The 20460-nt window shown below is 72.8% G+C and carries 19 protein-coding genes; 11 read left to right on the forward strand and 8 right to left on the reverse strand.

The features are described 5' to 3' along the window. Positions 1-7 precede the first annotated feature (7 nt). Both BEP24_RS05250 and BEP24_RS05255 read left to right on the forward strand, forming a co-directional pair. Positions 8-628 (forward strand): GNAT family N-acetyltransferase, encoded by a 621-nt coding sequence (locus BEP24_RS05250; RefSeq protein WP_065961033.1) that lies wholly within the window; start codon positions 8-10, stop codon positions 626-628. 144 nt (positions 629-772) lie between these two features. Next, the gene (locus BEP24_RS05255; RefSeq protein WP_083230102.1) at positions 773-1411 is read left to right on the forward strand and encodes a sigma-70 family RNA polymerase sigma factor; all 639 of its coding nucleotides are present in this window, start codon (positions 773-775) and stop codon (positions 1409-1411) included. A gap of 148 nt (positions 1412-1559) precedes the next feature. Here BEP24_RS05255 and BEP24_RS05260 read toward each other — a convergent pair whose 3' ends face one another. Genes BEP24_RS05260 through aztB form a run of 4 tightly spaced genes read right to left on the reverse strand, consistent with a single transcriptional unit; the run spans position 1560 to position 5800 of the window. Further along, positions 1560-2738 carry a hypothetical protein gene (locus BEP24_RS05260; protein ID WP_065961037.1) on the reverse strand — a complete coding sequence of 393 codons (1179 nt, stop codon included), beginning with the start codon at positions 2736-2738 and terminating at the stop codon, positions 1560-1562. Between the two features lie 26 nt (positions 2739-2764). Further along, positions 2765-3619 carry a metal ABC transporter substrate-binding protein gene (locus BEP24_RS05265; protein WP_065961091.1) on the reverse strand — a complete coding sequence of 285 codons (855 nt, stop codon included), beginning with the start codon at positions 3617-3619 and terminating at the stop codon, positions 2765-2767. Positions 3620-3666: 47 nt separating this feature from the next. Further along, complete coding sequence (locus tag BEP24_RS05270) at positions 3667-4899, reverse strand: YncE family protein (protein WP_065961041.1); 1233 nt, start codon at positions 4897-4899, stop codon at positions 3667-3669. A gap of 49 nt (positions 4900-4948) precedes the next feature. Next, complete coding sequence (aztB, locus tag BEP24_RS05275) at positions 4949-5800, reverse strand: zinc ABC transporter permease AztB (RefSeq protein WP_065961044.1); 852 nt, start codon at positions 5798-5800, stop codon at positions 4949-4951. A 50-nt stretch (positions 5801-5850) separates the two neighbouring features. Here aztB and BEP24_RS05280 point away from each other — a divergent pair, with 50 nt between their 5' ends. Genes BEP24_RS05280 through BEP24_RS05290 form a run of 3 tightly spaced genes read left to right on the forward strand, consistent with a single transcriptional unit; the run spans position 5851 to position 8258 of the window. Next, positions 5851-6534, forward strand: coding sequence for an ATP-binding cassette domain-containing protein (locus tag BEP24_RS05280; protein WP_253181582.1), 684 nt, complete (start codon positions 5851-5853; stop codon positions 6532-6534). Positions 6535-6588: 54 nt separating this feature from the next. Then, positions 6589-7716 carry an ImmA/IrrE family metallo-endopeptidase gene (locus tag BEP24_RS05285; RefSeq protein ID WP_065961047.1) on the forward strand — a complete coding sequence of 376 codons (1128 nt, stop codon included), beginning with the start codon at positions 6589-6591 and terminating at the stop codon, positions 7714-7716. Between the two features lie 2 nt (positions 7717-7718). Then, positions 7719-8258, forward strand: coding sequence for a hypothetical protein (locus tag BEP24_RS05290; RefSeq protein WP_065961050.1), 540 nt, complete (start codon positions 7719-7721; stop codon positions 8256-8258). A 155-nt stretch (positions 8259-8413) separates the two neighbouring features. Here the strand turns inward: BEP24_RS05290 and BEP24_RS05295 are convergent, their stop codons facing one another. From BEP24_RS05295 to BEP24_RS05310, 4 genes are all read right to left on the reverse strand, one after another. Next, positions 8414-8620, reverse strand: a complete 207-nt coding sequence (locus tag BEP24_RS05295; RefSeq protein WP_065961054.1) for a hypothetical protein — start codon at positions 8618-8620, stop codon at positions 8414-8416. Between the two features lie 81 nt (positions 8621-8701). Next, on the reverse strand, positions 8702-9487 hold the full coding sequence (locus tag BEP24_RS05300; RefSeq protein WP_253181584.1) for a copper homeostasis protein CutC: 786 nt from the start codon (positions 9485-9487) through the stop codon (positions 8702-8704). Beyond that, entirely contained in the window at positions 9484-11067 is a 1584-nt protein-coding gene (locus BEP24_RS05305; protein WP_171898727.1) for a M81 family metallopeptidase, read from the reverse strand. Before BEP24_RS05305 ends, BEP24_RS05300 begins: the two co-directional genes overlap by 4 nt. After that, positions 11060-12244 (reverse strand): ROK family transcriptional regulator, encoded by a 1185-nt coding sequence (locus BEP24_RS05310; protein WP_083230105.1) that lies wholly within the window; start codon positions 12242-12244, stop codon positions 11060-11062. Before BEP24_RS05310 ends, BEP24_RS05305 begins: the two co-directional genes overlap by 8 nt. Before the next feature lie 203 nt (positions 12245-12447). On the opposite strand from BEP24_RS05310, the gene BEP24_RS05315 reads away from it, so the two are divergent. The 6 genes from BEP24_RS05315 to BEP24_RS05340 all read left to right on the forward strand — a co-directional run bounded on the left by BEP24_RS05315 (position 12448) and on the right by BEP24_RS05340 (position 19924). After that, on the forward strand, positions 12448-14244 hold the full coding sequence (locus BEP24_RS05315) for a peptide ABC transporter substrate-binding protein (protein ID WP_171898728.1): 1797 nt from the start codon (positions 12448-12450) through the stop codon (positions 14242-14244). Positions 14245-14363: 119 nt separating this feature from the next. Then, entirely contained in the window at positions 14364-15323 is a 960-nt protein-coding gene (locus tag BEP24_RS05320; protein ID WP_065961063.1) for an ABC transporter permease, read from the forward strand. A 79-nt stretch (positions 15324-15402) separates the two neighbouring features. Beyond that, complete coding sequence (locus BEP24_RS05325; RefSeq protein WP_065961066.1) at positions 15403-16299, forward strand: ABC transporter permease; 897 nt, start codon at positions 15403-15405, stop codon at positions 16297-16299. Next, positions 16296-18095: an ABC transporter ATP-binding protein gene (locus BEP24_RS05330; protein WP_065961069.1), complete on the forward strand. Its 1800-nt coding sequence runs from the start codon at positions 16296-16298 to the stop codon at positions 18093-18095. The genes BEP24_RS05325 and BEP24_RS05330 overlap by 4 nt, the downstream gene beginning before the upstream one ends. After that, entirely contained in the window at positions 18092-19018 is a 927-nt protein-coding gene (locus BEP24_RS05335; RefSeq protein ID WP_065961071.1) for an ROK family protein, read from the forward strand. Before BEP24_RS05330 ends, BEP24_RS05335 begins: the two co-directional genes overlap by 4 nt. Before the next feature lie 174 nt (positions 19019-19192). Further along, positions 19193-19924: a trypsin-like serine protease gene (locus BEP24_RS05340; protein ID WP_065961072.1), complete on the forward strand. Its 732-nt coding sequence runs from the start codon at positions 19193-19195 to the stop codon at positions 19922-19924. Positions 19925-20460 lie beyond the last annotated feature (536 nt).

A 20460-nucleotide genomic window follows, 5' to 3' on the forward strand; every position in this document is an offset into this window, starting at 1 on the left:
AGACCCGATGCCGATCATCGTCCGACCCGCCGCCGCGCACGAGCTCCCGGCAGTCGCCACCGTCCTGGCCGAGGCCTTCGCCGACGATCCGGTGCTGCACGCGTTCCGCCCCGCGCGCCCGGGCGAGGACCGCACCGCCGTGCTCACCGGACTGTTCGCAGCGCTGATCCGCTCGGTCCCGGAGCGCTGCCGCGCCGTCGACGTCGCGGTCGACACCACCTCAGGGGGTGTGGTGGGCGCGGCGTTCTGGGAAGCCCCGCGTCCGCACCCGGGCAGTGTGCTCGCCTTCCTCCGGCAGGCACCCGCGTTGCTCGGAGTCCTCGGTGTCGGGGGTGCCCTCCGTGCCCTCCGGCACCTGCGTCGGATGGACCGCGCCCGTCCGGACGCACCGCACTGGTACCTCGCCGAGATCGGGGTGTCCGCAGCGGCCCGCGGGCAGGGCGTCGGCGGACTGCTGCTCGAGCACGCGCTCGACCGCGTCGACGGGCAGCGTCGGCACGCGTACCTGGAGTCGTCGACCCCGCTGAACCGTCGGCTCTACCGGCGGCACGGGTTCGGCGAGGGCGCGCCGATCACCGGTCTCGGCACCGCGGCCCCGGTGTCGATGTGGCGTCCGGCGGTGTCCTGAACCGCGAGCGGCGACCCGGACCGGTAGGCGTACGCCCACCCTCGCGCCGCCGTTCCACCCGCCTTCTGGGGGTCGTCGGCGAGGCACCCGGACCGGCCCCGCCTCCGAATCACCGGCAACCACAGCCGCTGATCAGGGGGCACCATGCTCGCGACCCTCCCGGACCCCACCCGGACCACCCTGCCGTCCCGCACGACGACCCTCGACGCGCCGCCCGCGACGCGCGTCCCGCCCTCGACACCGGCGACCACCGACGACGGGCGCCTCGTCGGTCGGGTCGCGGCCGGCGACGACCGGGCCTTCGCCGAGCTCGTCCGACGGCACCACGGTCTGGTCCGCGCGGTCGCGGCGGGCATGCTCGACGGCTCGTGCGACGTGGACGACGTGGTGCAGGACACCTTCGTCGCGGCCTGGCTCCACCTCGCCGACGTCGTCGAGGGCGACGCGATCGCCGGGTGGCTCGTGACGACCGCCCGGCGACGGAGCGTCGACCGGCTCCGCGCCGCCGCGCACCGCCGTCGGGGCGAGGCGCCGGAGGAGTCCGTCGCCCCCGTCGACCACCGCCCGGAGGCCGTGGTCGAGCGCGCCTCGCTGGTCGCCGCAGCCCGGCGGGCACTCGCCGCGATGCCGCCCCTGCAGCGGCGGTGCTGGGAGCTGCGGCACGTCGACGGGCTCTGCTACCGGGACGTCGCCGAGGTCGTCGGGCTCCCCGCGTCCACCGTGCGCGGGCTGATCGCCCGTGCGCGGGCGCGGCTCGACGCGGAGCGCAGCAGCTGGCGCTGACGCGACGTCGGCGCTGACGCGTCGGTGGCGCAGATCCGTCGCCGGCGCTGACGCGACGTGCGCGACCGGGTCGCGACCACACGACGGACGGGAGGCGCGGTGCGGGCCCGCACCGCGCCTCCCGTCCGTCCGGTGGTCGCGTCGGACGCTAGGCGACCGCGATCTCGTTGGGCACGCCGGGCAGGGTGTCGCTCGAGGCGACCACCTCGCCCGAGGTGAGGTCCACCGCGTGCACCCGCTTCGTGGCCGGGTCGGTGACGTAGGCGACGTCGCCGACCACCTTCAGCGCGGGGTGCGCGTCCTGCCACTCGGCCGGTCCCTCCCACGCGGCGATGACGTCGATCGTGTCGAGCGCCGCACCGGTCTCGGTGTCGAAGGTGTGCAGCGCGCCGTCCGAGCCGAGCACGACGGCCTCGTCGCTCGGACCACGGGCGAGGTCGCGGAACGTGAAGCCGACGCCCTCCGGCATGTCGACGACGCGGTACTCGCCCGACTCGGCGTCGATCATCGCGACCTGGTCGAGCAGGTAGCCCTCGCTGTCCGGGTCGTCGTTGTAGTCGCCGACCGCGACCGAGCTCGTTGCGGTCGTGAACAGGTTGCCGGTGCGGCCGTACGCGGTCGGGGCGTCGATCTTCGAGAACGCGCCGTCCCGGTACACGAGGGCGCCGTCGGTGCAGCCGAAGACGGCGACCTCGTCGCGCACGGCCCCCTCGCCGTGGACGCCCGGGCACTCCTCGGAGCGGGCGGTCTCGGTGCCGTCGGCGTCGAGCGCGCGGACGCCCGAGCGCGACTCCTCGGTGCCGATCGTGGTGAGGAGGGTCCCGTCCTCGAGCTGGATGGCGACGCCGTGGTGCGGGGCCTCGGACGTCGTGGTCTCGACGTCGGGCAGGGTGTCGCCGTCGAGTTCGTCGTGCTCGAAGACCGTCACGTCGCCGGAGCCGTCGGCGAAGAGCGCCGTCGTGTCGCCGTGCACGACCGCGTGGCCGCCGGTGTCCGCGGGGAAGACCGCGTCGGTGAGCGCGGGCTCCGCGGCGGTGTCGAGGACCCGGAAGCCGGCGGGCACCGTGACGAGCACGTGCCGACCGTCGCCCGCGGGGTTGACGCGGGTGAAGCCCTCGATCGGGTCGTCCGACACGACGCGGAGGTCGCGGTCCAGGGTGAGCAGGCCGCCGTCGTAGGTCAGGACGACACGGTCGCCGTCGGCGGACCGGTCCTGGCGGTCGGTGTCGGAGCCGGCGTCGGTGGAGCCGGCCGAGCAGCCGGTCAGGACGAGGGCGGCGGCGCCGAGCAGTGCTGCGGGCGCGAGTGCGGTGCGGAACGTGGTCATGCCTCTCACTGTACTGATTCTCATTCTCATTTGAAAACGGACAGGCCGGCGACGATCGACGCGGTGTTGGCCCGCATCATGCCGAGGTACGTCGCGGCCGCACCGTCGGCGGTCAGGGACTCGGTGGCGAGGGAGCGGATCTCGACGTGGACGTCGACCTCGTCCGCGAGGACCTCGGCCAGGCGTGCGGGCTGCGAGAGGTCGGCGAAGATCGTCGGTACCCCGGCCTGCTCGATCGCGTCGGCGAGGTCGCGGAGGTCCGCCGCGCTCGGCGAGGCCAGGGTGGTGCCGCTCGGGATCACCGCGCCGACCACCCGGAAGCCGTACCGGTCGGCCAGGTAGCCGAACACGTGGTGGTTCGTCACGAGTGCCCGGCGCTCCTGCGGGATCGTCGCGAAGGCCTCGGTCATCTCGTCGTCGAGGGCGGCGAGCTCGTCGAGGTACGCGTCCGTGCCGGTCGGCTCGATGCCCACCTCGCGCAGGTCGGTGTCGAGCGCGCGCACGACGTCGGCCATCCGGGTCGGGTCCGTCCAGATGTGCGGGTCCGGACCGCTCGCGTCCTCGGTCGTCCACTCCAGGGCCTCGACCGCGTCCCCGGCCGTGGTGACCGGGACCCCGTCCTGCTCTGCGGCCTCGACGTGGCGGGACACGCCCTCCTCGAGCCCCAGGCCGTTCTCGACCACGAGGTCGGCGGAGCGGAGCCGCGCGGCCTCCTGCGCCGAGACCTCGAAGGAGTGCGGATCGGCGCCGGCGGGCATGAGCACCATCACCTCGGCCGCGTCGCCGACGACCTCGGTCACGACGTCGCCGAGGACGTTCGTCGTCACCGCGACGAGCGGGCGGTCGGAGCCGGGGGAGCTGCACCCCGCCGTGCCGCCCACGAGCCCGAGGGTGACCGCGACCGCGACGAGCGCGCGGGACCGGCGCGTCACAGCCCGACCTCGGCGAGGGCGGTCGGGGCGACGGGCAGGTCGATCGTGCGGGTGACCCGGGCGCCGTCGGCGAAGTCGACCTCGTGCACCCGTGCCCCGGACGCGTCGGCCACGTAGGCGCGCTGGCCGTCGAGTTGCAGCACCGGTCCGGCGGCGGGGTCGACGAGCGGCGCCGTCGTGGCCACCGCACCGGTCGACGCCGTCACGACGACCACGCGTCCGGCGTCGTCCACCGCGACCACGTGCCCGTCCTCGTCGTCCACCGCGGACACGGCACGCAGCGGCCGCTCGGTCGGCACGAGCTGCCAGGTGCCCTCACGGCTGTCGAGCAGCCAGAAGCCGGTCGTCCCGGCGAGGCCGGCGACCGTGGGGCGGCCGGCGCGGGCGGCGAAGGTGGTCGGGCGCTCGGCGCCCGCGGGCAGCGCCACGGTCTTCGTGGACCCGTCCTCGCCAACGACCACCGCGCCGTCCGCGCAGCCGACGACCGCACCGGCCCGGGTGACGATGCCGCCGGCCGGGTCCGCGCAGGCCTGGGGGGTGCCGGTCGGTGCGCCCTCGGCGTCGAGCAGCTGCACGCCCTCGGGGGTCCCGGCGACGAGTCCGTCGGCGGTCGGGAGCAGGACCGTGGCCGCGACGCGGGCGGTCTCGACGACGTCACCCTGGCCGAGCGCTGCGCGGTCGAGTGCGACGGCCTCGCCCCGCTCCGGCCACGTGATCGTGGTGGTCGTCTCGGAGGAGTGCACCTCGACCGGGCCGCCGCCCGCGAGGGTCCCGACGACCCGGGGCTCGGCGGCGTAGTAGTGCGTGTGGTCCCCGTGGTCGACCGTCCACGCGCCGCCGTCCAGGACCGTGGTGCGCTCCGCGGTGGTCGTGACGAGGAACCGTCCGTCGGTCGCCGAGTGCGTCGGGGCGTCGACGCGGTCGAGTCCGGTCGCCTCGCCGCTGAGCAGGTCGTGCACGGCGGACGCGCCGTCCGGCCCGACGGCGAGCAGGCGGACCTGCGGCTCCTGGGCCTCGCTCGCACCCGCGACGTAGCCGTGCGGCTTCGCGGTGCTGCTGCTCGTGGAGCCGGAGCCGGAGCCGGAGCCGGAGCCGGGTCCGGTGCCGGAGCCGGCGTCGGTGGTCGAGCACGCGGCGAGTCCGAGCGCGAGGCCGATCGTGGCCGCGGTGGTGGTCAGGGCGCGGGCTGCGGGCCGGCGGGTCCGTGGGGTGGTGGTCGGATGGCGCATGGTGCCTCTCGTGGTCGTCTCTCGTGGTGGTCGGGTGGGTGTGGTCGTGTCAGACGGGGACCGGCTCGGTGCTGCGTCGTCGTGGTGTGCGGCGCACCAGGGCTGCGGCGCCCTGCGACACGGCGACCCCGGCGACCGCGACGCCCGCGATGCTCGCGCCGGCCGCGGTGCCGAGGTGCCAGGACACGAGCAGGCCGACGGCCACCGCGGCCGTGCCGACGAGGGCGGCGAGGAGCATCGTCGAGCCGACGTGCCGGGTCCACGCCCGTGCCGCCGCGGCCGGGGCGAGGAGCAGCCCGACGACGAGCAGCGTCCCCACCGCCCGGTACGACGCGACGACCGCGAGCGTGACGAGGGCGATGAGCACGACCTCCGCCAGCCGTGGGCGGAGACCGAGCGTCGCCGCCTTGCGGGAGTCGAAGGCCGTGGCGGTGAAGGGCCGGTGGAAGACCGCGGCGACGACGAGCGCCACCGCGACCGCGACGGCCAGTCCGCCGAGGTCGGTGCGGGTGACCGCGAGCACGTCGCCGAACAGGATCGCCGTGACGTCGGTGGCGAAGGACCGTGACGACGAGACGACGATCACCCCGAGCGCGAGCATGCCGACGAACAGCAGGCCGATCGAGGTGTCGTACGACAGGCGCGCCCGACGCCGGAGCGCCCCGACGCCGAGCACCATGACCCCCGCGCTGACCGCGGCACCGAGGACGGGCGGGAAGCCGGCGAGCGTGGCGACCGCGACGCCCGGCAGCATGCCGTGGGCGAGCGCCTCGCCGAGGAACGCCATCCCGCGCACGAGCACCCAGGTCCCGACGACCGCGCAGAGCACCGCGGCGAGGGCACCGCCGGCGAGGGCCCGCAGCATGAAGTCGACGGAGAACGGATCGGTCAGCCAGGTCACGGTCGACGACGCTACATGAAAATGACTATCGATACTGATAGGCTCCACAGGTGCCCACAGCCCCCGACACCCGTGCCGCCGCCCGTGCCGGCACGTCCGCCGGTACCCGTGTCGCCGCCGGTGCCGACCGGGCCGTCGCGGTCCGCGGGCTCGTCGTCCGGCGCGGTGACCGGACCGTGCTCGACGCCCTCGACGCGACCTTCCCCGCCGGCGTCGTCACCGCGCTGACCGGCCCCAACGGCTCCGGCAAGTCGACCCTGCTCGACGCGCTCGCCGGAGTGGTGACGCCGTCCGCCGGGGCCGTGACGGGCCTCCCGTCCTCCGGTGCGGCGTACGTGACGCAGGCCGTCCCGCCGACCGCCCTGCCGCTGACCGTCCGCGCGACCGTCGCGATGGGCCGCTGGCGTGCCCGCCCCTGGTGGCGGCCGTCGACCCGCGCCGATCGCGCCGTCGTCGACGAGCAGCTCGACCGGCTGCGGATCGCCGACCTGGCCGACCGTCCCCTCGACGAGCTGTCCGGCGGGCAGCGTCAGCGTACGTTCGTGGCCCTCGGTCTGGCGCAGCAGGCGTCCGTCCTGCTCGTCGACGAGCCGACCGCCGGTGTCGACGCGGCGTCGGCCGCACTCGTCGTGGCGGCGCTGGCCGACGAGGCCGCGCGGGGTGTCGTCGTCGTGCACGCGGCGCACGACCAGACTGCGATCGCAGCCGCCGGCCGTATCGTGACTCTCTGCTGACGGGCACGCAACGATTGCCTGTTGCGATTATCGCAAGTGCGGTAGAATCTCTCCATGGGCGAGACCATCGAGCAGCGGGTTGCAGCGGTCGTTGCTGAATCAGGGCTGGCCAAGTCCGACTTCGCGGAGGCCATCGGCCTCGACGCGAGCAAGCTGTCGAAGTCGCTGTCCGGGCGCCGACGCTTCTCGTCCCTCGAACTGGCGCGAATCGCGGAGGTCGGCCGGCGGAGCGTCGATTGGCTGATCACGGGGCGACCACCGTTCCGCCCGGTGCTGGCCCGACGAACGCGTGCGGTGGGAGTCGAGGACTCGGCTGGTAGCCAGGTCGTCGAGCGCCTCGTTTCGGCCGTCAGAGGTCTCAACGAGTTGGGGAGGCCCTTCGCGCTACCGGTCCTTCCGCGCCTCGACTCGCGATCGAGTTGGTACACGGTGGAGGTCTCTCGGATGGCGGCCTCGTACGTCGCGCAGATCGATCAGCCCCTCGGTGCGCTCTCGACCAGCCAGATGATGGCGGCCGTGGAACAGCATTTCGGTGTCGTAGTACAGGTGGCGGAGCTGCCCGCGGGTATCGATGGTCTGTCCTACGAGGACGATGATGCACGCATCATCGTCCTCGCTCCGACGAACCAACCACTTCGTCAACGTTTCACGCTCGCTCACGAGGTGGCGCACATTGCGTTCGGGGACGCCCGTCAGGGTGTTCTCGAAGAACGCATGTGGGAAACGAAGACCAACGAGGAGAAGCGCGCGAACAGCTTCGCCGCAGCGTTCCTCGCGCCTGCGCACGAGATCAAGAACGTCCTTGCCGGGCAGGCAGCGGAAGACGTGTTCCCCTCGCTGGTCGAGCACTTCCAACTCTCGCCGGACGCGATGGCCTGGCGTCTGCTGAACGAGAGATTCATCGATGACAACACCTGCGAGCAGCTCCGAGGGGTCAGCGCTCGTTCCGTCTACATGAATCTCGGAAAACCTGCTGAGTACGTGGAGCTCTCGACGGCATCGCAGGAGCCTCGACCCGCTTGGCCGATCGTGAACGCTTACGTCGACGCGTATCGGAACGGCGACATCACCGCGAAACCGGTGGCGAAGTTGCTCGGCTGGGGTGTCAAGGACGTCGAGGACTTCTTCGCGCTCGAGGACGTCGAGACGAAGGGTGCCACGCCGGAAGCGCCTCAGGTCTGAACATGGCGATCCACTGGTTTCCCGACAACTCGTTGATCTGCAACTTCGCAGCGGTCGACGAGCTCGAACTCCTCCAGGCGAGCATCCACGGTGCGGGAAAGATCGTCGAGGCGGTTCGGTACGAGATCGAGCGTTCGATGCACCGTGTGCCGAACCTGACGAAGTTGCCGGTGGCCGACTGGTTCGGGGAGCCGATCGACTTCGTCGATGAGGTGGATCAACGAGCAATTGAAAGCATACGAAAGTATCGTTTTGGTGGCGAGGAAGACCGCCCGCTCGAGCACCTCGGCGAGAGCCAGACACTGCATCTCCTCCGCACCCGGCCCCAGTACGCCGGGAGTGTGTGGATGAGTGAGGACAGAGGGGCACTGCGCGTGGCAAAGACCATGGGGATCGTGGCGAGGGACAGTCGCGCGGTGATCGAGGAACTCGTGGCAAACGGTGAGTTGACAGCGCAGCGTGGTTTCGAAGTCGCGGTCGCGATGGATCGAGCTGATCGGCCGTTCCTCCGGATGCCGACGTCTGCTCGCGATCTCATGTGACGTCAGCCCCACGGGGTGCCGCGTGGCGGCGCTGGCCGACGAGGCCGCGCGGGGTGTCGTCGTCGTGCACGCGGCGCACGGCCCGGTCGCCGTCGCGGCGGCGGACCGGGTCGTGACACTGGGCTGACGTCAGGGTGACGGAGCGACGGGCTCGACTACCGGCCGTGCCGTTCGCCCTGCCGTCCGAGCCCGAGTGCGACGACCAGGCAGGCGAGCCCCAGCGTGACGGTCGCCGAGGCCACCGCGGTGAGCGGCCGGGAGCCTGGGCTGTCGGCGGTGACGAACGCGGTGATGCTCAACGCGACGCCGACGCAGGAGAGCGCGAGGCCCAGGATCCGGAGTACTGCTCGCGTGGCCTTCATGACGTCCTCTCGTGTCGGCGGAGTGCCGGCCTGACCAGCGTGTCGGTCGAACGAGAGGGCCGCAATCGATATTGAAAGTTGTCATACGAGAGAGTCGAGCGCGGCCCGCGCCGCCGCCACCACGCCCGCGTCCGTCACGAAGTGCGCCGAGCCGTCGTCCCCGGTGCCCATCGGCACGCCGTCGTGCCCACCGCCCGACGATCGCTTCGCCGACAGGTGCACGGCGGCGACCCCCGCGGCCACGAGCACGGGGACGTCACCGGGCGTGACACCGGCGCCCGCCATCACCTGGACCGGTCCGGCGGCCTCGACCATGCGGGCGATGGTCGCAGACCCGGCACGGGCACTCGCCGCGCCGCCTGAGGTCAGGACGCGCGTGAAGCCGAGGGCTGCGAGCGCCGCGGCCGCTGCGACCGGGTCCACCGCGTGGTCGACCGCGCGGTGGAGCGTGACCTCGGCGGCGGCGCTCACCGACCGGGCGGCATCGACGAAGCGGCGGAGCGTGTCCTCGTCGAGGGTGCGGTCGGGGCGGAGCGCACCGACGACGACACCGGCGGCGCCGGACCGCAGGACGGTGCGGACCTCGCGTTCCATGAGCGCGACCTCGTCGGGCTCGTGCACGAAGCCGCCAGGACGGCAGCGCACGAGCGCGTGCGCTGGGATGCCGGTCTCGTGCACGGTCTCGACGAGCGCCTGCGACGGGGTGAGTCCGCCGAGCTCGAGCCCGGTGCACAGCTCGACACGGTCGGCCCCGGCGTCACGCGCGACGAGCGCCCCGGCCGGAGCGGTGACGGCGATCTCGAGCGCCACCGGTCCTCCGGCGGGTCGGGCGTGCGTGGCCGGGGCGTCCGCGGGGGCAGTGGTCACGCGATGGCTCCGAGGGGTTCGTTCGACGGCGGGATGATCCGGGCGCGCAGGTCCGGCGCCTCGGGGAACTCCCGATCGTAGGGGAACATCGGTCGGACGATCCGGTGGTGCCCGAGCCGTTCGAGGTCCTGGTCGACCCCGCCCGGCGTCAGCGCGAGCATCCAGTCGGCGGCCATCGCGAAGAGCTCCGGCTCGAGGTACCCGATCTTCACGACCACGACGTCGGCCTCGCGCGGGGCCAGGTCGAGGTCGGTGAAGTCGTGCTCGTGGTGGTACGGCTTGCGGCGCTCCGTGAGGATCGCGAAGACGCTGCCGACCTGCAGCACGACCTCGGTCCCGGCGTCGCGGTCCCCGTGCTTGATCGCGTGCACGCGGCCGGTCATCGTGATCGGCCCCGCGTGCACGGCGTCGACGGCCGCCCCGGCCGTGACGGTGACGGTCGCGCCGACCCCCGCGGCGACGGCGGTCGCGACGGCTGCGGGCCCGGGCACGCTCGCGTAGAGGACGACCGGGCCGGCGGGGTCGGCGAACTCCGGGCGCTCCAGGACACGGGTCAACCCCCACGTCATGTCGCCCGAGCCGCCCGCGGTCGGGTTGTCGCCGGAGTCGGAGAGGAAGTACGGCCGCGCGGCACCGGGGGCGAGCGCGGCGTCGAGGCACGCGTCGAACGACCCGGTCGGCGCGACGAACACGAAGTCCTCGCGGACGTCCCAGAACGCCTGCGCGAGCCGTTCGGCGCCCGCGGCCACCGCGGCCTCGTCCCACCCGGTGACGACCGTGACGGCGCGGTCGCGGGGCTGGTCGGCCCACGCGTAGCCGACCCAGATCGCGGCGTCGAGCACGCCCTCGGTCTGCTCGACGAGCGGCACCTGCGCGTACAGCGACGCCGCGGGCTCGATGCGCGTCGAGGTCTGCTCGCCGGGGAGCAGGACGGGGATCGGCACCCAGGCCTTCACGGGTCGCTGCGACCCGACGGGCCGGGTCGTGAGCACGTCGACCAGGTTGCGGACCGCGCGCTCCTTGGTCTCGAGGGTGTCCTCGTGGGGTGCCATCCGGTAGCAGGTGACCAGGTCGACCTGGTGCGCGAGCTCGGCCGTGACGTTGCCGTGCAGGTCCATGGACGCCGACACCACCACGTCCGGGCCGACCACCGCGCGGATCCGTCCGAGCAGGTCGGTCTCGGCGTCGTCGAGCCCCTCGACGACCATCGCGCCGTGGATGTCGTACCAGAGCCCGTCGACGTGCTCGGCTGCCACGATCGCGCGCAGCCGCTCGACGATCTCGCCCGCCAGCGCCTCGTACGCCTCACGCGCGACGACCCCACCGGGCAGCGCGTGCCCGATCAGCGCGCCACGGAACGCGGCGCGGTCGGCCAGGTCCGCCAGGAACGGGTACCGCGCGACGACCTCGTCGCCGCGGTCCGGGTGGAACGCCGGCGCCAGGGTCCTGGTCGGCGTGAAGGTCGACGTCTCGATCGCCAGCCCGGCGATCGCGACCACCGGCCGACGCGTCGGCGCGCCGTCTGCCGACGCGGCCGACACTGCGGTGGATGTGGTGCTGCTCGTCTTCGTCTCAGACACGGACGCTCCTGTTCCTGGTGGTCGACTGGGGGATCGGGGCGGACAGCTCCTGCAGCGTCGCGGCCAGCCCGCGCTGCAGGGCGAACTGCCCGGCCCCGACGAGACCCGCGTCCGCGCCGAGCGAGACACGCTCGATGGCGAGGTGCTCGGTCATCAGCGGGTGGCAGCTCTCGTACAGCTGGCTCCGCACGGCCGCGACGAACGGGTCGAGCGTGGAGAGGATGCCGCCCAGGTAGACGGCGTCCGGGTTGAAGAAGTTCACGTTCGCGGCGAGGACCTCGCCGAGGTAGCGCCCGGCCAGGCGGACCGCGCGGGTCGCCTCGGGATCGGCGTCCGATGCGAGCCGGACGACGTCGGCGGTGCTGGTCACGGGAGCACCGGCGGTGGACAGGATCCGCACGAGCGCCGCCCCGGACGCCACGGTCTCCAGGCAGCCGGTGTTGCCGCACGAGCACGGGGTGTCCCCGGCGGCGTCGATCCGCACGTGGGTGATGTCGCCCGCGGCCCCCGTCGACCCGCGGTACAGCCGCCCGTCGATGACGATCCCGGCACCGATCGCCGACCCGGCCTTGACCGTGATCGCCTGCCGCCGGCTCGGGTCCTGCACGGTCTGCTCGCCCGCGGCCATGCAGTTGGCGTCGTTGTCCACCGCGGCCGGCACCCCGAAGCGCTCCTCGAGCCACGAGGCCACCGGGAAGCCGTTCCACCCGGGCATCCGGCTCGGCAGGTCGACGACCCCGGCCTCGACGTCCACCGGGCCGGGCAGGCTCAGCCCGACGCCGTGCAGGCCGGAGCGCCCACGGGTCTCGGCGAGGTCCTCGAGCAGCGCCGCCAGGCGCTGCAGTGCCGACGCCGGGCCGTCGGAGAGCGCGAACGGGACGTCCGCGACCGACTCGAGCGCGCCTCCCGGCAGGACGACGCCGATGCGCGCGTGCCCGCCGCCGACGTCGGCGGCGACCGCGTACTCGTCGACGCCGCCGATCCGGAGCACCTTGCGGGGGCGCCCGCCCGTCGAGACGTCGGTGCCCTCCTCGGCCAGGATGCCGTGGCTGATGAGCTGCGCGACGACGTGCGAGACGGTCGACGGCGCGGCGCCGAGCAGCTGCGCGATCTCGGTCCGGCTGGACGCCTGGCCCGAGGCGACGAGCTCCAACACCCGTGAGCTGAGGTCGGCCACGACTTTCTCCAATCAGGCACGAAGCACGACCGATCCGGCCGCCTACCAGGAACTCTAGGAGGATTCGCCGCGCTTTCGCTTTCGTCCGTTCGGCAGAAACAGACTATTTACACGAGAACAATTGTTTCTCCAACGACTTTGGCCATTGACTGTGCGCACCCCGACGTCCTCGCCCGACCGACGTCCCCGCTCAAGGAGTCCACATGATGAAGCCCCGTCGCTGGGCACTGCTCACCGGAGCCGCACTCGCGGTGAGCGCCCTGCTCGCCGGATGTTCCGGGGGCGGTTCCGCCGCCACGAACACGAAGTCCGACGCGATCAACTACGCCCTGCCGGCGAACTTCACGCCGAACTGGATCCTCCCGATCGGCACGGCGGCGCACCTCAACACGAACAACGGCTCGATCGCGCAGTCGCTGTACGAGCCGCTCGTCGCCTACGACGGCTCCACCGGCAAGATCGCCTGGAACAAGGCGGGCTCGGTCGCCACCGCAGCGGACTTCGCCAGCGACGGGAAGAGCGTCACGATGACGCTCGGCGACCGGCACTGGTCGGACGGCAAGCCGATCACGAGCCGCGACGTCGAGTTCTGGTTCAACCTGATCAAGGCGAACAAGGACCAGTGGGGCTCGTACTCCGAGGGCAAGGCACCGGACGACTGGACCTCGTTCACGGCCGTCGACGACACGCACTTCACGATCACGTTCGACAAGGCGTACAACAGCGACTGGATGCTCGCCAACCAGCTGAGCCACATCATCCCGCTGCCGCAGCACGCCTGGGACAAGACGAGTGCCAGCGGGACGGTCGGCGACGCGGACCGCACGGCCGACGGGGCGAAGGCCGTCTGGAAGTACCTCAACACCGCCGCCGGCAAGATCGCCGACTACGCGACCGACGACCTGTGGAAGACCATCTCCGGCCCGTACGGCGTCACCGCGTTCACGACCGCCGGCAAGGTGCAGCTCACCGCGAACAAGCAGTACGACGGGGGCGAGAAGCCGTCGATCACGACCGTCAACCTGCTGCCGTTCACGACCACCGACGCCGAGACGAACGCCGTCCGGTCGGGAGCCGTCGACTACGGCTACATCAACGCGACCGACCTCGACCAGAAGGACTCCTTCACGTCGAAGGGCTACGACGTGGAGCCGTGGACCGGGTGGGCGATCACCTACATGCCCTACAACTTCAACAACCCGACGATGGGCCCGGTCTTCCAGCAGCTCTACGCCCGCCAGGCCGTCCAGATGTCGATCGACCAGGCCAGCCTGTCGAAGGTCGTCTTCAACGGCACCGCCACCTCGACCTACGGGCCGATCCCGCAGGCGCAGGCGTCCGACTACGTGTCGAGCACGCAGAAGGACAACCCGTACCCCTTCAGCACGTCGAAGGCGAAGGCGCTCCTCACCAGCCACGGCTGGACCGAGCAGGGCGGCACGATGGTCTGCACCGACGCCGGCTCCGGCGACGACCAGTGCGGCGCGGGCGTCGCGGCGGGCACGAAGTTCACGATGTCGGTCCTGTCGCAGTCCGGCTCGACCGTCACCGACAACATGATGAGCGCCATCCAGTCGTCGCTGCAGAAGACCGGCATCGGGTTCACGATCAAGACCGCCCCGGTGTCGAGCGTGCTGTCGCAGACCCCGACCTGCACGAAGGACGAGGCCAGCTGCGACTGGGACCTGTCGTTCTTCGGCACGGCGGGCAGCTGGTACTTCCCGGCGTACCCGACCGGTGAGTCGCTCTTCCAGACCGGCGGCTCGGCGAACTTCGGCTCGTACTCGAACAAGCAGGTCGACGCCCTCATCGACGCGACCACCACGTCGACCGACGCGGGTGCGGTGCAGGACTACAGCGCCGCCGTCGCGAAGGACCTGCCGGTGATCTGGCTGCCGAGCCCGGACTACCAGATCTCGGTCGTCAAGCAGGGCCTGACCGGGTTCGAGCAGGACTCCCTCGCGAACTTCCACCCGGCCCAGTGGAAGTGGAGCAAGTAGGTCGCTGACGCGACCGGACGGTCGCTGACGCGACCAGACGGCCGGGAGGCGCGGTGCGGGTCSGACCCGCACCGCGCCTCCCGACCGACCCAGGCCCGAACCCGACCAACGGAAGCCGCATGACCACAGTCCTCTCCCTGGCCAGGCGGGTGCTCCAGGCACTCGTCGTGGTCCTCATCGTCACCATCGTCGTGTTCTGCCTGCTGCACGCGCTGCCGGGCGGACCCGCTCGCGGGGTCCTCGGCGTCTCCGCGACCCCCGCCCAGATCGCCGCGTTCAACCAGGCGCAGGGCCTCGACCAGGCGCTGCCGGTGCAGTACCTGCGGTTCCTCGGGCGGCTGCTCAGCGGGGACCTCGGCACCTCCTTCACCCTGAACGAGCCGGTCGCGCAGCTCATCCGCGAGCGGCTGCCGAAGACGCTCGTCCTCACCGGCCTGTCCGCCGTCGTCGGCCTCGCGATCGCGATCCCGGTCGGGATGTGGCAGGCGGCCCGCCGCAACGGAGCGGTGGACTACACGGTCACGGCGCTCGCCTTCGTCTTCTACTCGACGCCCGCGTTCTTCCTCGGCCTCGTCCTCATCGTCGTGTTCACCCAGCAGCTGCCGTGGCTGCCGTCGCAGGCGCCCACCGGCACGACCCTCGCCGAGGTGTTCCAGGACCCCGCCGGGCTCGTCCTGCCCGTACTGACCGGTGCCCTCGCGATGATCGCCGTGTTCAGCCGGTACATGCGCGCCGCGACGCTCGAGAACCTGCAGGAGGACTACGTCCGCACCGCCCGCGCCGGCGGGGCGTCGACGACGACGATCCTGCGGCGGCACGTCCTCCGGAACTCGCTGACGCCCGTGGTCGCGATGCTCGGCTACTACCTGCCGGTGCTGTTCGGCGGCGCGCTCGTCACCGAGCAGCTGTTCAACTACCCGGGCATGGGGCTGCTGTTCTGGAACGCGGCGCAGTCCTCGGACTACCCGACGCTGCTCGGCTGCGTGCTCGTCATCTCGGTCGCGACGGTCGTCGGGTCGCTGCTGGCCGACGTCGCGCAGACGCTCATCGACCCCCGGGTGAAGGCCGGTCGCGCATGACCGGCACGCCCCGACCCCGCACGCGCCGGTCGCGTGCGACCGGCACACCCCGACCCCGCACCGTGAAGGCAGGTCGCGCATGACCACCGTCCAGATCGCCCCCGAGGCCCCCGGCGCGCCCGCCGCGGTCGCCGCCACCGGGTTCCGCCTCGCCGCCCGCCGGTTCCGCCACAACACCCTCGCCGTGGTCGGCCTCGCCGTCATCGTCGTGATCGTGCTGTTCTGCTTCGTCGGCCCGTTCCTCTACCCGACCGACCAGACGCACACGATGCTCGAGCAGGCGAACCAGGCCCCGAGCGCCGCGCACTGGCTCGGCACCGACGCCGTCGGCCACGACGTGCTCGGCCGCCTGATGTACGGCGGCAAGGTGTCACTCACGGTCGGCATCGCGGCGGGCGTCCTCGCCACCGTCGTCGGCACGCTGTGGGGCTCGGTCGCCGGCTACGTCGGCGGGTGGGTCGACGCCGTCATGATGCGCGTCGTCGACGCCGGCATCGCGATCCCGGCGCTCTTCATCCTGCTCGTCATCTCGGCGATCACCACGCCGGGGGTCGGCGGGCTCATCGTCATCCTCGGCCTGGTGTCCTGGCTCGTGCCGTCCCGGCTCGTCCGCGCCGAGACCCTGACGCTGAAGAACCGCGACTACGTGCTCACCCTGCGCGCGATCGGCGGCTCCCACGCCCGCGCGATCGGCAAGCACCTGCTGCCGAACTCGGTGTCGACGATCGTCGTCGCCGCGACGTTCCAGGTGGCCGACGCGATCCTGCTCGTCGCCTACGTGTCCTACCTGGGCCTCGGGGTGCAGCCGCCCGCGACGGACTGGGGTGGGATGCTCTCGGCGGGGCTCACCGCCGCGTACTCGGGACGGTGGTGGCTGATCGTGCCGCCGGGTCTCGCCGTGATCCTGGTCGTCTGCGCGTTCAACGCGGTCGGCGACGGGCTCCGGGACGCCTTCGACGTGAGGGGACGGGGATGACCCACCTGCTGCAGACCACCGACCTCGGGGTCGTGTTCACCACCGAGTCCGGACCGGTCGACGCCGTCCGCGGCGTCTCGCTGACCGTCGCACCGGGGGAGACCCTCGCGCTCGTCGGCGAGTCCGGCTCGGGCAAGTCCACCGTGGCGCTCGCCGCGATGGGGCTGCTGTCCGGGAACGCGACCGCCACCGGGAGCGTCGAGGTCGCCGGCCACCAGGTCGTCGGTGCCGACGAACCCACCCTGCGCGCACTGCGCGGCAGCACCGTGTCGATGGTGTTCCAGGAGCCCGCGACCGCGCTCGACCCCCTCACCCGGGTCGGCGCGCAGATCGCCGAGGTCGTCCGGAACCACCGGCAGGTGTCCGCCGCCGAGGCCCGCGCCGAGGCGGTCGCCCTCCTCGACCGGGTCGGCATCCCCGACCCCGCCGAGCGAGCGCGGTCGTTCCCGTTCCAGCTGTCCGGCGGGCAGCGACAGCGCGTCGTCATCGCGATGGCGATCGCGAACGCGCCGCAGCTCCTCATCGCCGACGAGCCGACGACGGCGCTCGACGTGACGGTGCAGGCCGAGATCCTCGAACTGCTCCGGGCGCTCGCCGCCGACACCGGTACCGGCGTGCTCCTCGTCACGCACAACATGGGCGTCGTCGCGGACTTCGCCGACCGGGTCGCCGTGATGCTGCAGGGCGAGGTCGTGGAGACCGGGAGCGTCGAGGACGTCCTGCTCCGTCCGCAGCACGAGTACACGAAGCGGCTGCTCGCCGCGGTGCCGCGGCTCGACACCCCGGAGTCGCTCGCGGTGCGGGAGCGGGTCGCAGCACCGGGGGCGCCGGGTGCGCCCGGTACGGCTCCGTCGAGTCCGGTCGCGTCGGGTGCGGTTCCGTCCGGTGCGGTTCCGTCCGGTGCGGTTCCGTCCGGTACGGTTCCGCCCGGTCCGGCTTCCTCCGGTGCGGCCGGGAGGCCCGGTGCGGCCCCGGTGGTCGACCTGCGGGACGTCTCGGTGACGTTCGGGCGCGGGGCTCGCGCTGTGCACGCACTCCGCGGGGTCGACGTCGCGGTGCACGCGGGCGAGACGGTCGGCCTGGTCGGCGAGTCCGGCTCCGGCAAGTCCACGGCCGCGCGGGTCGCGCTCGGCCTGGTCGCGCCCACCTCGGGCACGGTCGCGCTGTTCGGGCAGGACCTACGCCGGACACCCCGTCGCGGCCGACGGTCCCTGCGCTCGGGCATCGGCGTCGTGCTGCAGGACCCGGTCGCGTCGCTCGACGCCCGGATGTCGGTCGGCGAGTGCATCGCCGAACCGCTCGCCGTGCACCGCCGCGGCACCTCGGCCGCCGACCGCCGCCGTCGGGTGGCCGAGGTGCTCGACGCCGTCCGGCTGCCGAGTGCACTGGCCGACCGAGCTCCCCGCGAGCTCTCGGGCGGACAGCGGCAACGCGTCAGCCTGGCGCGCGCGCTCGTGCTGGACCCGCGGCTGCTCGTCGCCGACGAACCGACCTCGGCGCTCGACGTGAGCGTGCAGGAGACCGTGCTCGAGGTCCTCACCGACCTCCAGGCAGACCTCGGGTTCGCCTGCCTGTTCGTGTCGCACGACCTCGCCGTCGTGCAGCACTTCGCCGAGCGGGTCGTCGTGATGCGCCGCGGTGTCGTCGAGGAGCAGGGCACCACCGACACCACCCTGCTGCACCCGACGACCGACTACACGCGGCGCCTGCTCGCCGCGGTGCCCGTCCCCGACCCGGTGCTGCAACGGCGGCGCCGGACGGAGCGCCTGGCGACCCTCGCCGCGGTGGCCGGGTGACCGCCGCGATCGCCGGCGTCGACGTGGGCGGCACGAACACGAAGGTGGTGCTGACGACCGGGGACCTCGACGTGCTCGACCGCGTCGACCTGCCGACACCCGCGCACGACGGCGGTGCCGAGATCACGGCGGCGGCGCTCGACGCGGTGGCGGTGCTGCTCGACCGGCACGGCGCGACCCTGACCGGTGTCGGGGTCGGGGCCGCCGGGGTGGTCGACACCACCACCGGCACGGTCCTGGTGACGGGCAACTCCTTCACCGGCTGGGCCGGCTTCGGCGTCACCGACGCGGTGACCGGCGCGCTCGGGGTCCCCGCGACGCTCGACAACGACGTGAACGCGTTCCTGCTCGGCGAACTCGCGACCGGTGCCGTGGCCGGTGAGACCGACGTGCTCGGCATGACGCTCGGCACCGGGGTCGGGGGCGCACTCATCCTCGGTGGTGCGCTCTTCGCCGGACCCCGTGGCGCGGCGGGCGAGATCGGGCACGTGCCCGGGTTCGGCGACGCCCGGTGCACCTGCGGCCAGGTCGGCCACCTCGAGACGATCGCCGGTGCCCGGGGCATCGCCGACCGGTACGCCGAGCGGTCCGGGCGCCGGGTGTCCGCCCGTGAGGTCGCCGACGCCGCACGCGCCGGGGACCCCCACGCCGCCGAGGTCTTCCGCACCGCCGGGTGGGGGATCGCCCGCGCTGCACTGCTGACCGCGGGGATCCTCGACGTGACGACGGTCGTGCTCGGCGGCGGCATCACCCGGTCGTGGGACCTCCTGGCGCCCGCGGTCGAGGCCGCGATCGCCGCGGAACCGCCCGTCAGCGGGGCACCGATCCGACTCGCGCGGTCGGTGCTCGGGGCGGACGCCGTGGCCCTCGGTGCCGCGGCCCGGGTGCGTGCCCGGCTCGGCGCGACCAACCCGGTGCGATAGCCGGGGGCGCCGGGGCGGTCGGGTCCGGTCCTGTGGCGCGGTGCCTGGTGCGCACTGCCCGGTGCCCGGTGCCGTGTCGGTGGAAGTGCGGACTGGTGCACCCCCAGGACGAGGGACAGGATCGACTTCAAGTTGCACCCTGCAACGCTGCAGGGTCCTGACCGAGGAGTCACCATGAAGCACACCCTCGCCGTGGCGTTCGCCGCCGTGGCCGTCGTCGCCGGCGGTCTGACCGTCGCCATCCCCGCCTCCGCCCTGCCCGCCGGCACCGAGGTCGTCGGCGGCGAGAAGGCCCCGACCACCACCTGGGCCGTCCAGCTCGAGGCGTCCGGCGGCACCATCCCGTCCGGCTACGTCACCGGTTGCACCGGCGAGCAGATCAGCGCCTCGTGGGTGCTCACGGCCCGCCACTGCATCGACGGCATCGGCTCGATGAACGTGTACCACTCGAACTCCACCGTGAACCGCGGCACCCCGGTCGCCGTCGACCGCGTCACCGCCGCACCCGCCGGGGACATCGCACTCGTGCACCTGCGCAGCTCCTACACCCTGTCGACGTACGCGCCCCTCGACCTGACCGCTGCGGCCAAGTCCTCCGGTACAGGCGTCGTCCAGGGCTACGGCCTGCGGGCGAACGCGCAGCAGTCCGACGGCCTGTACCAGGCGACGGTCTCGCTGACCGGTGCCTCGCGTGACGCCTACAGCGGCAAGGCCCAGCACGTCACCGGCGTCACCGGCGCCTCGAACCACGGCGACTCGGGCGGCCCGCTCCTCGTGAACGGCCGGGTCGTCGCGGTGTGCTCGACCGGCGACAGCGCCGACCCGGGCGCGAACACGCAGGCCGGCTCGAACTACGCGCTGCTGTCGCAGTCGTCGTCCTGGATCCGGTCCACGGCCGGGCTCTGACGCGGGCGGTCCGTCGACCGCGTCCTGGAGGCGCGGTGCCAGCTGGCACCGCGCCTCCATGCCGTCAGGAGTCGCCGCTGCGGCGCGCGTGCCTCCCGGGAGGACCCCTTGGGCGATCCTGTGCCGAACTTCAGCATGGGGCTGTACCCCGAAAGCAGTACCACTGCGGAATCGTTCGATCCCGGGCCGACACCGGCAGCAGTGCTCCCGGATGTCGACGTACCCCTGCCCGGCGAGCGGCCCCGAACGGGGGCCACGGGCGAAGAATTTCCTGTGACCCGCTTTCCCTACGCTCAGGCCCGTGCTCTCCAGGGGAGGGCGGAGCGTTCTCGGGTTCGTCCCGTTGCAGTAGTAGGGGAGTCCCATGTCGGGGCGTTCTTCGCGAGCCGGTGTGCTCGCTGGGGTCATCACGTCGAGTGCCTTGGTCGCTGGGCTGCTGGTGGGCGTGCCGGCGCATGCCGATCCGGTCACGGCGACGTCGCCGACGGATCTGCCGGCGCTGCCGTCGTCGCAGGGTGACGACCTCCACGCGGGCT

The organism is Curtobacterium sp. UCD-KPL2560 (genome assembly GCF_001705035.1).
Taxonomy (GTDB): domain Bacteria; phylum Actinomycetota; class Actinomycetes; order Actinomycetales; family Microbacteriaceae; genus Curtobacterium.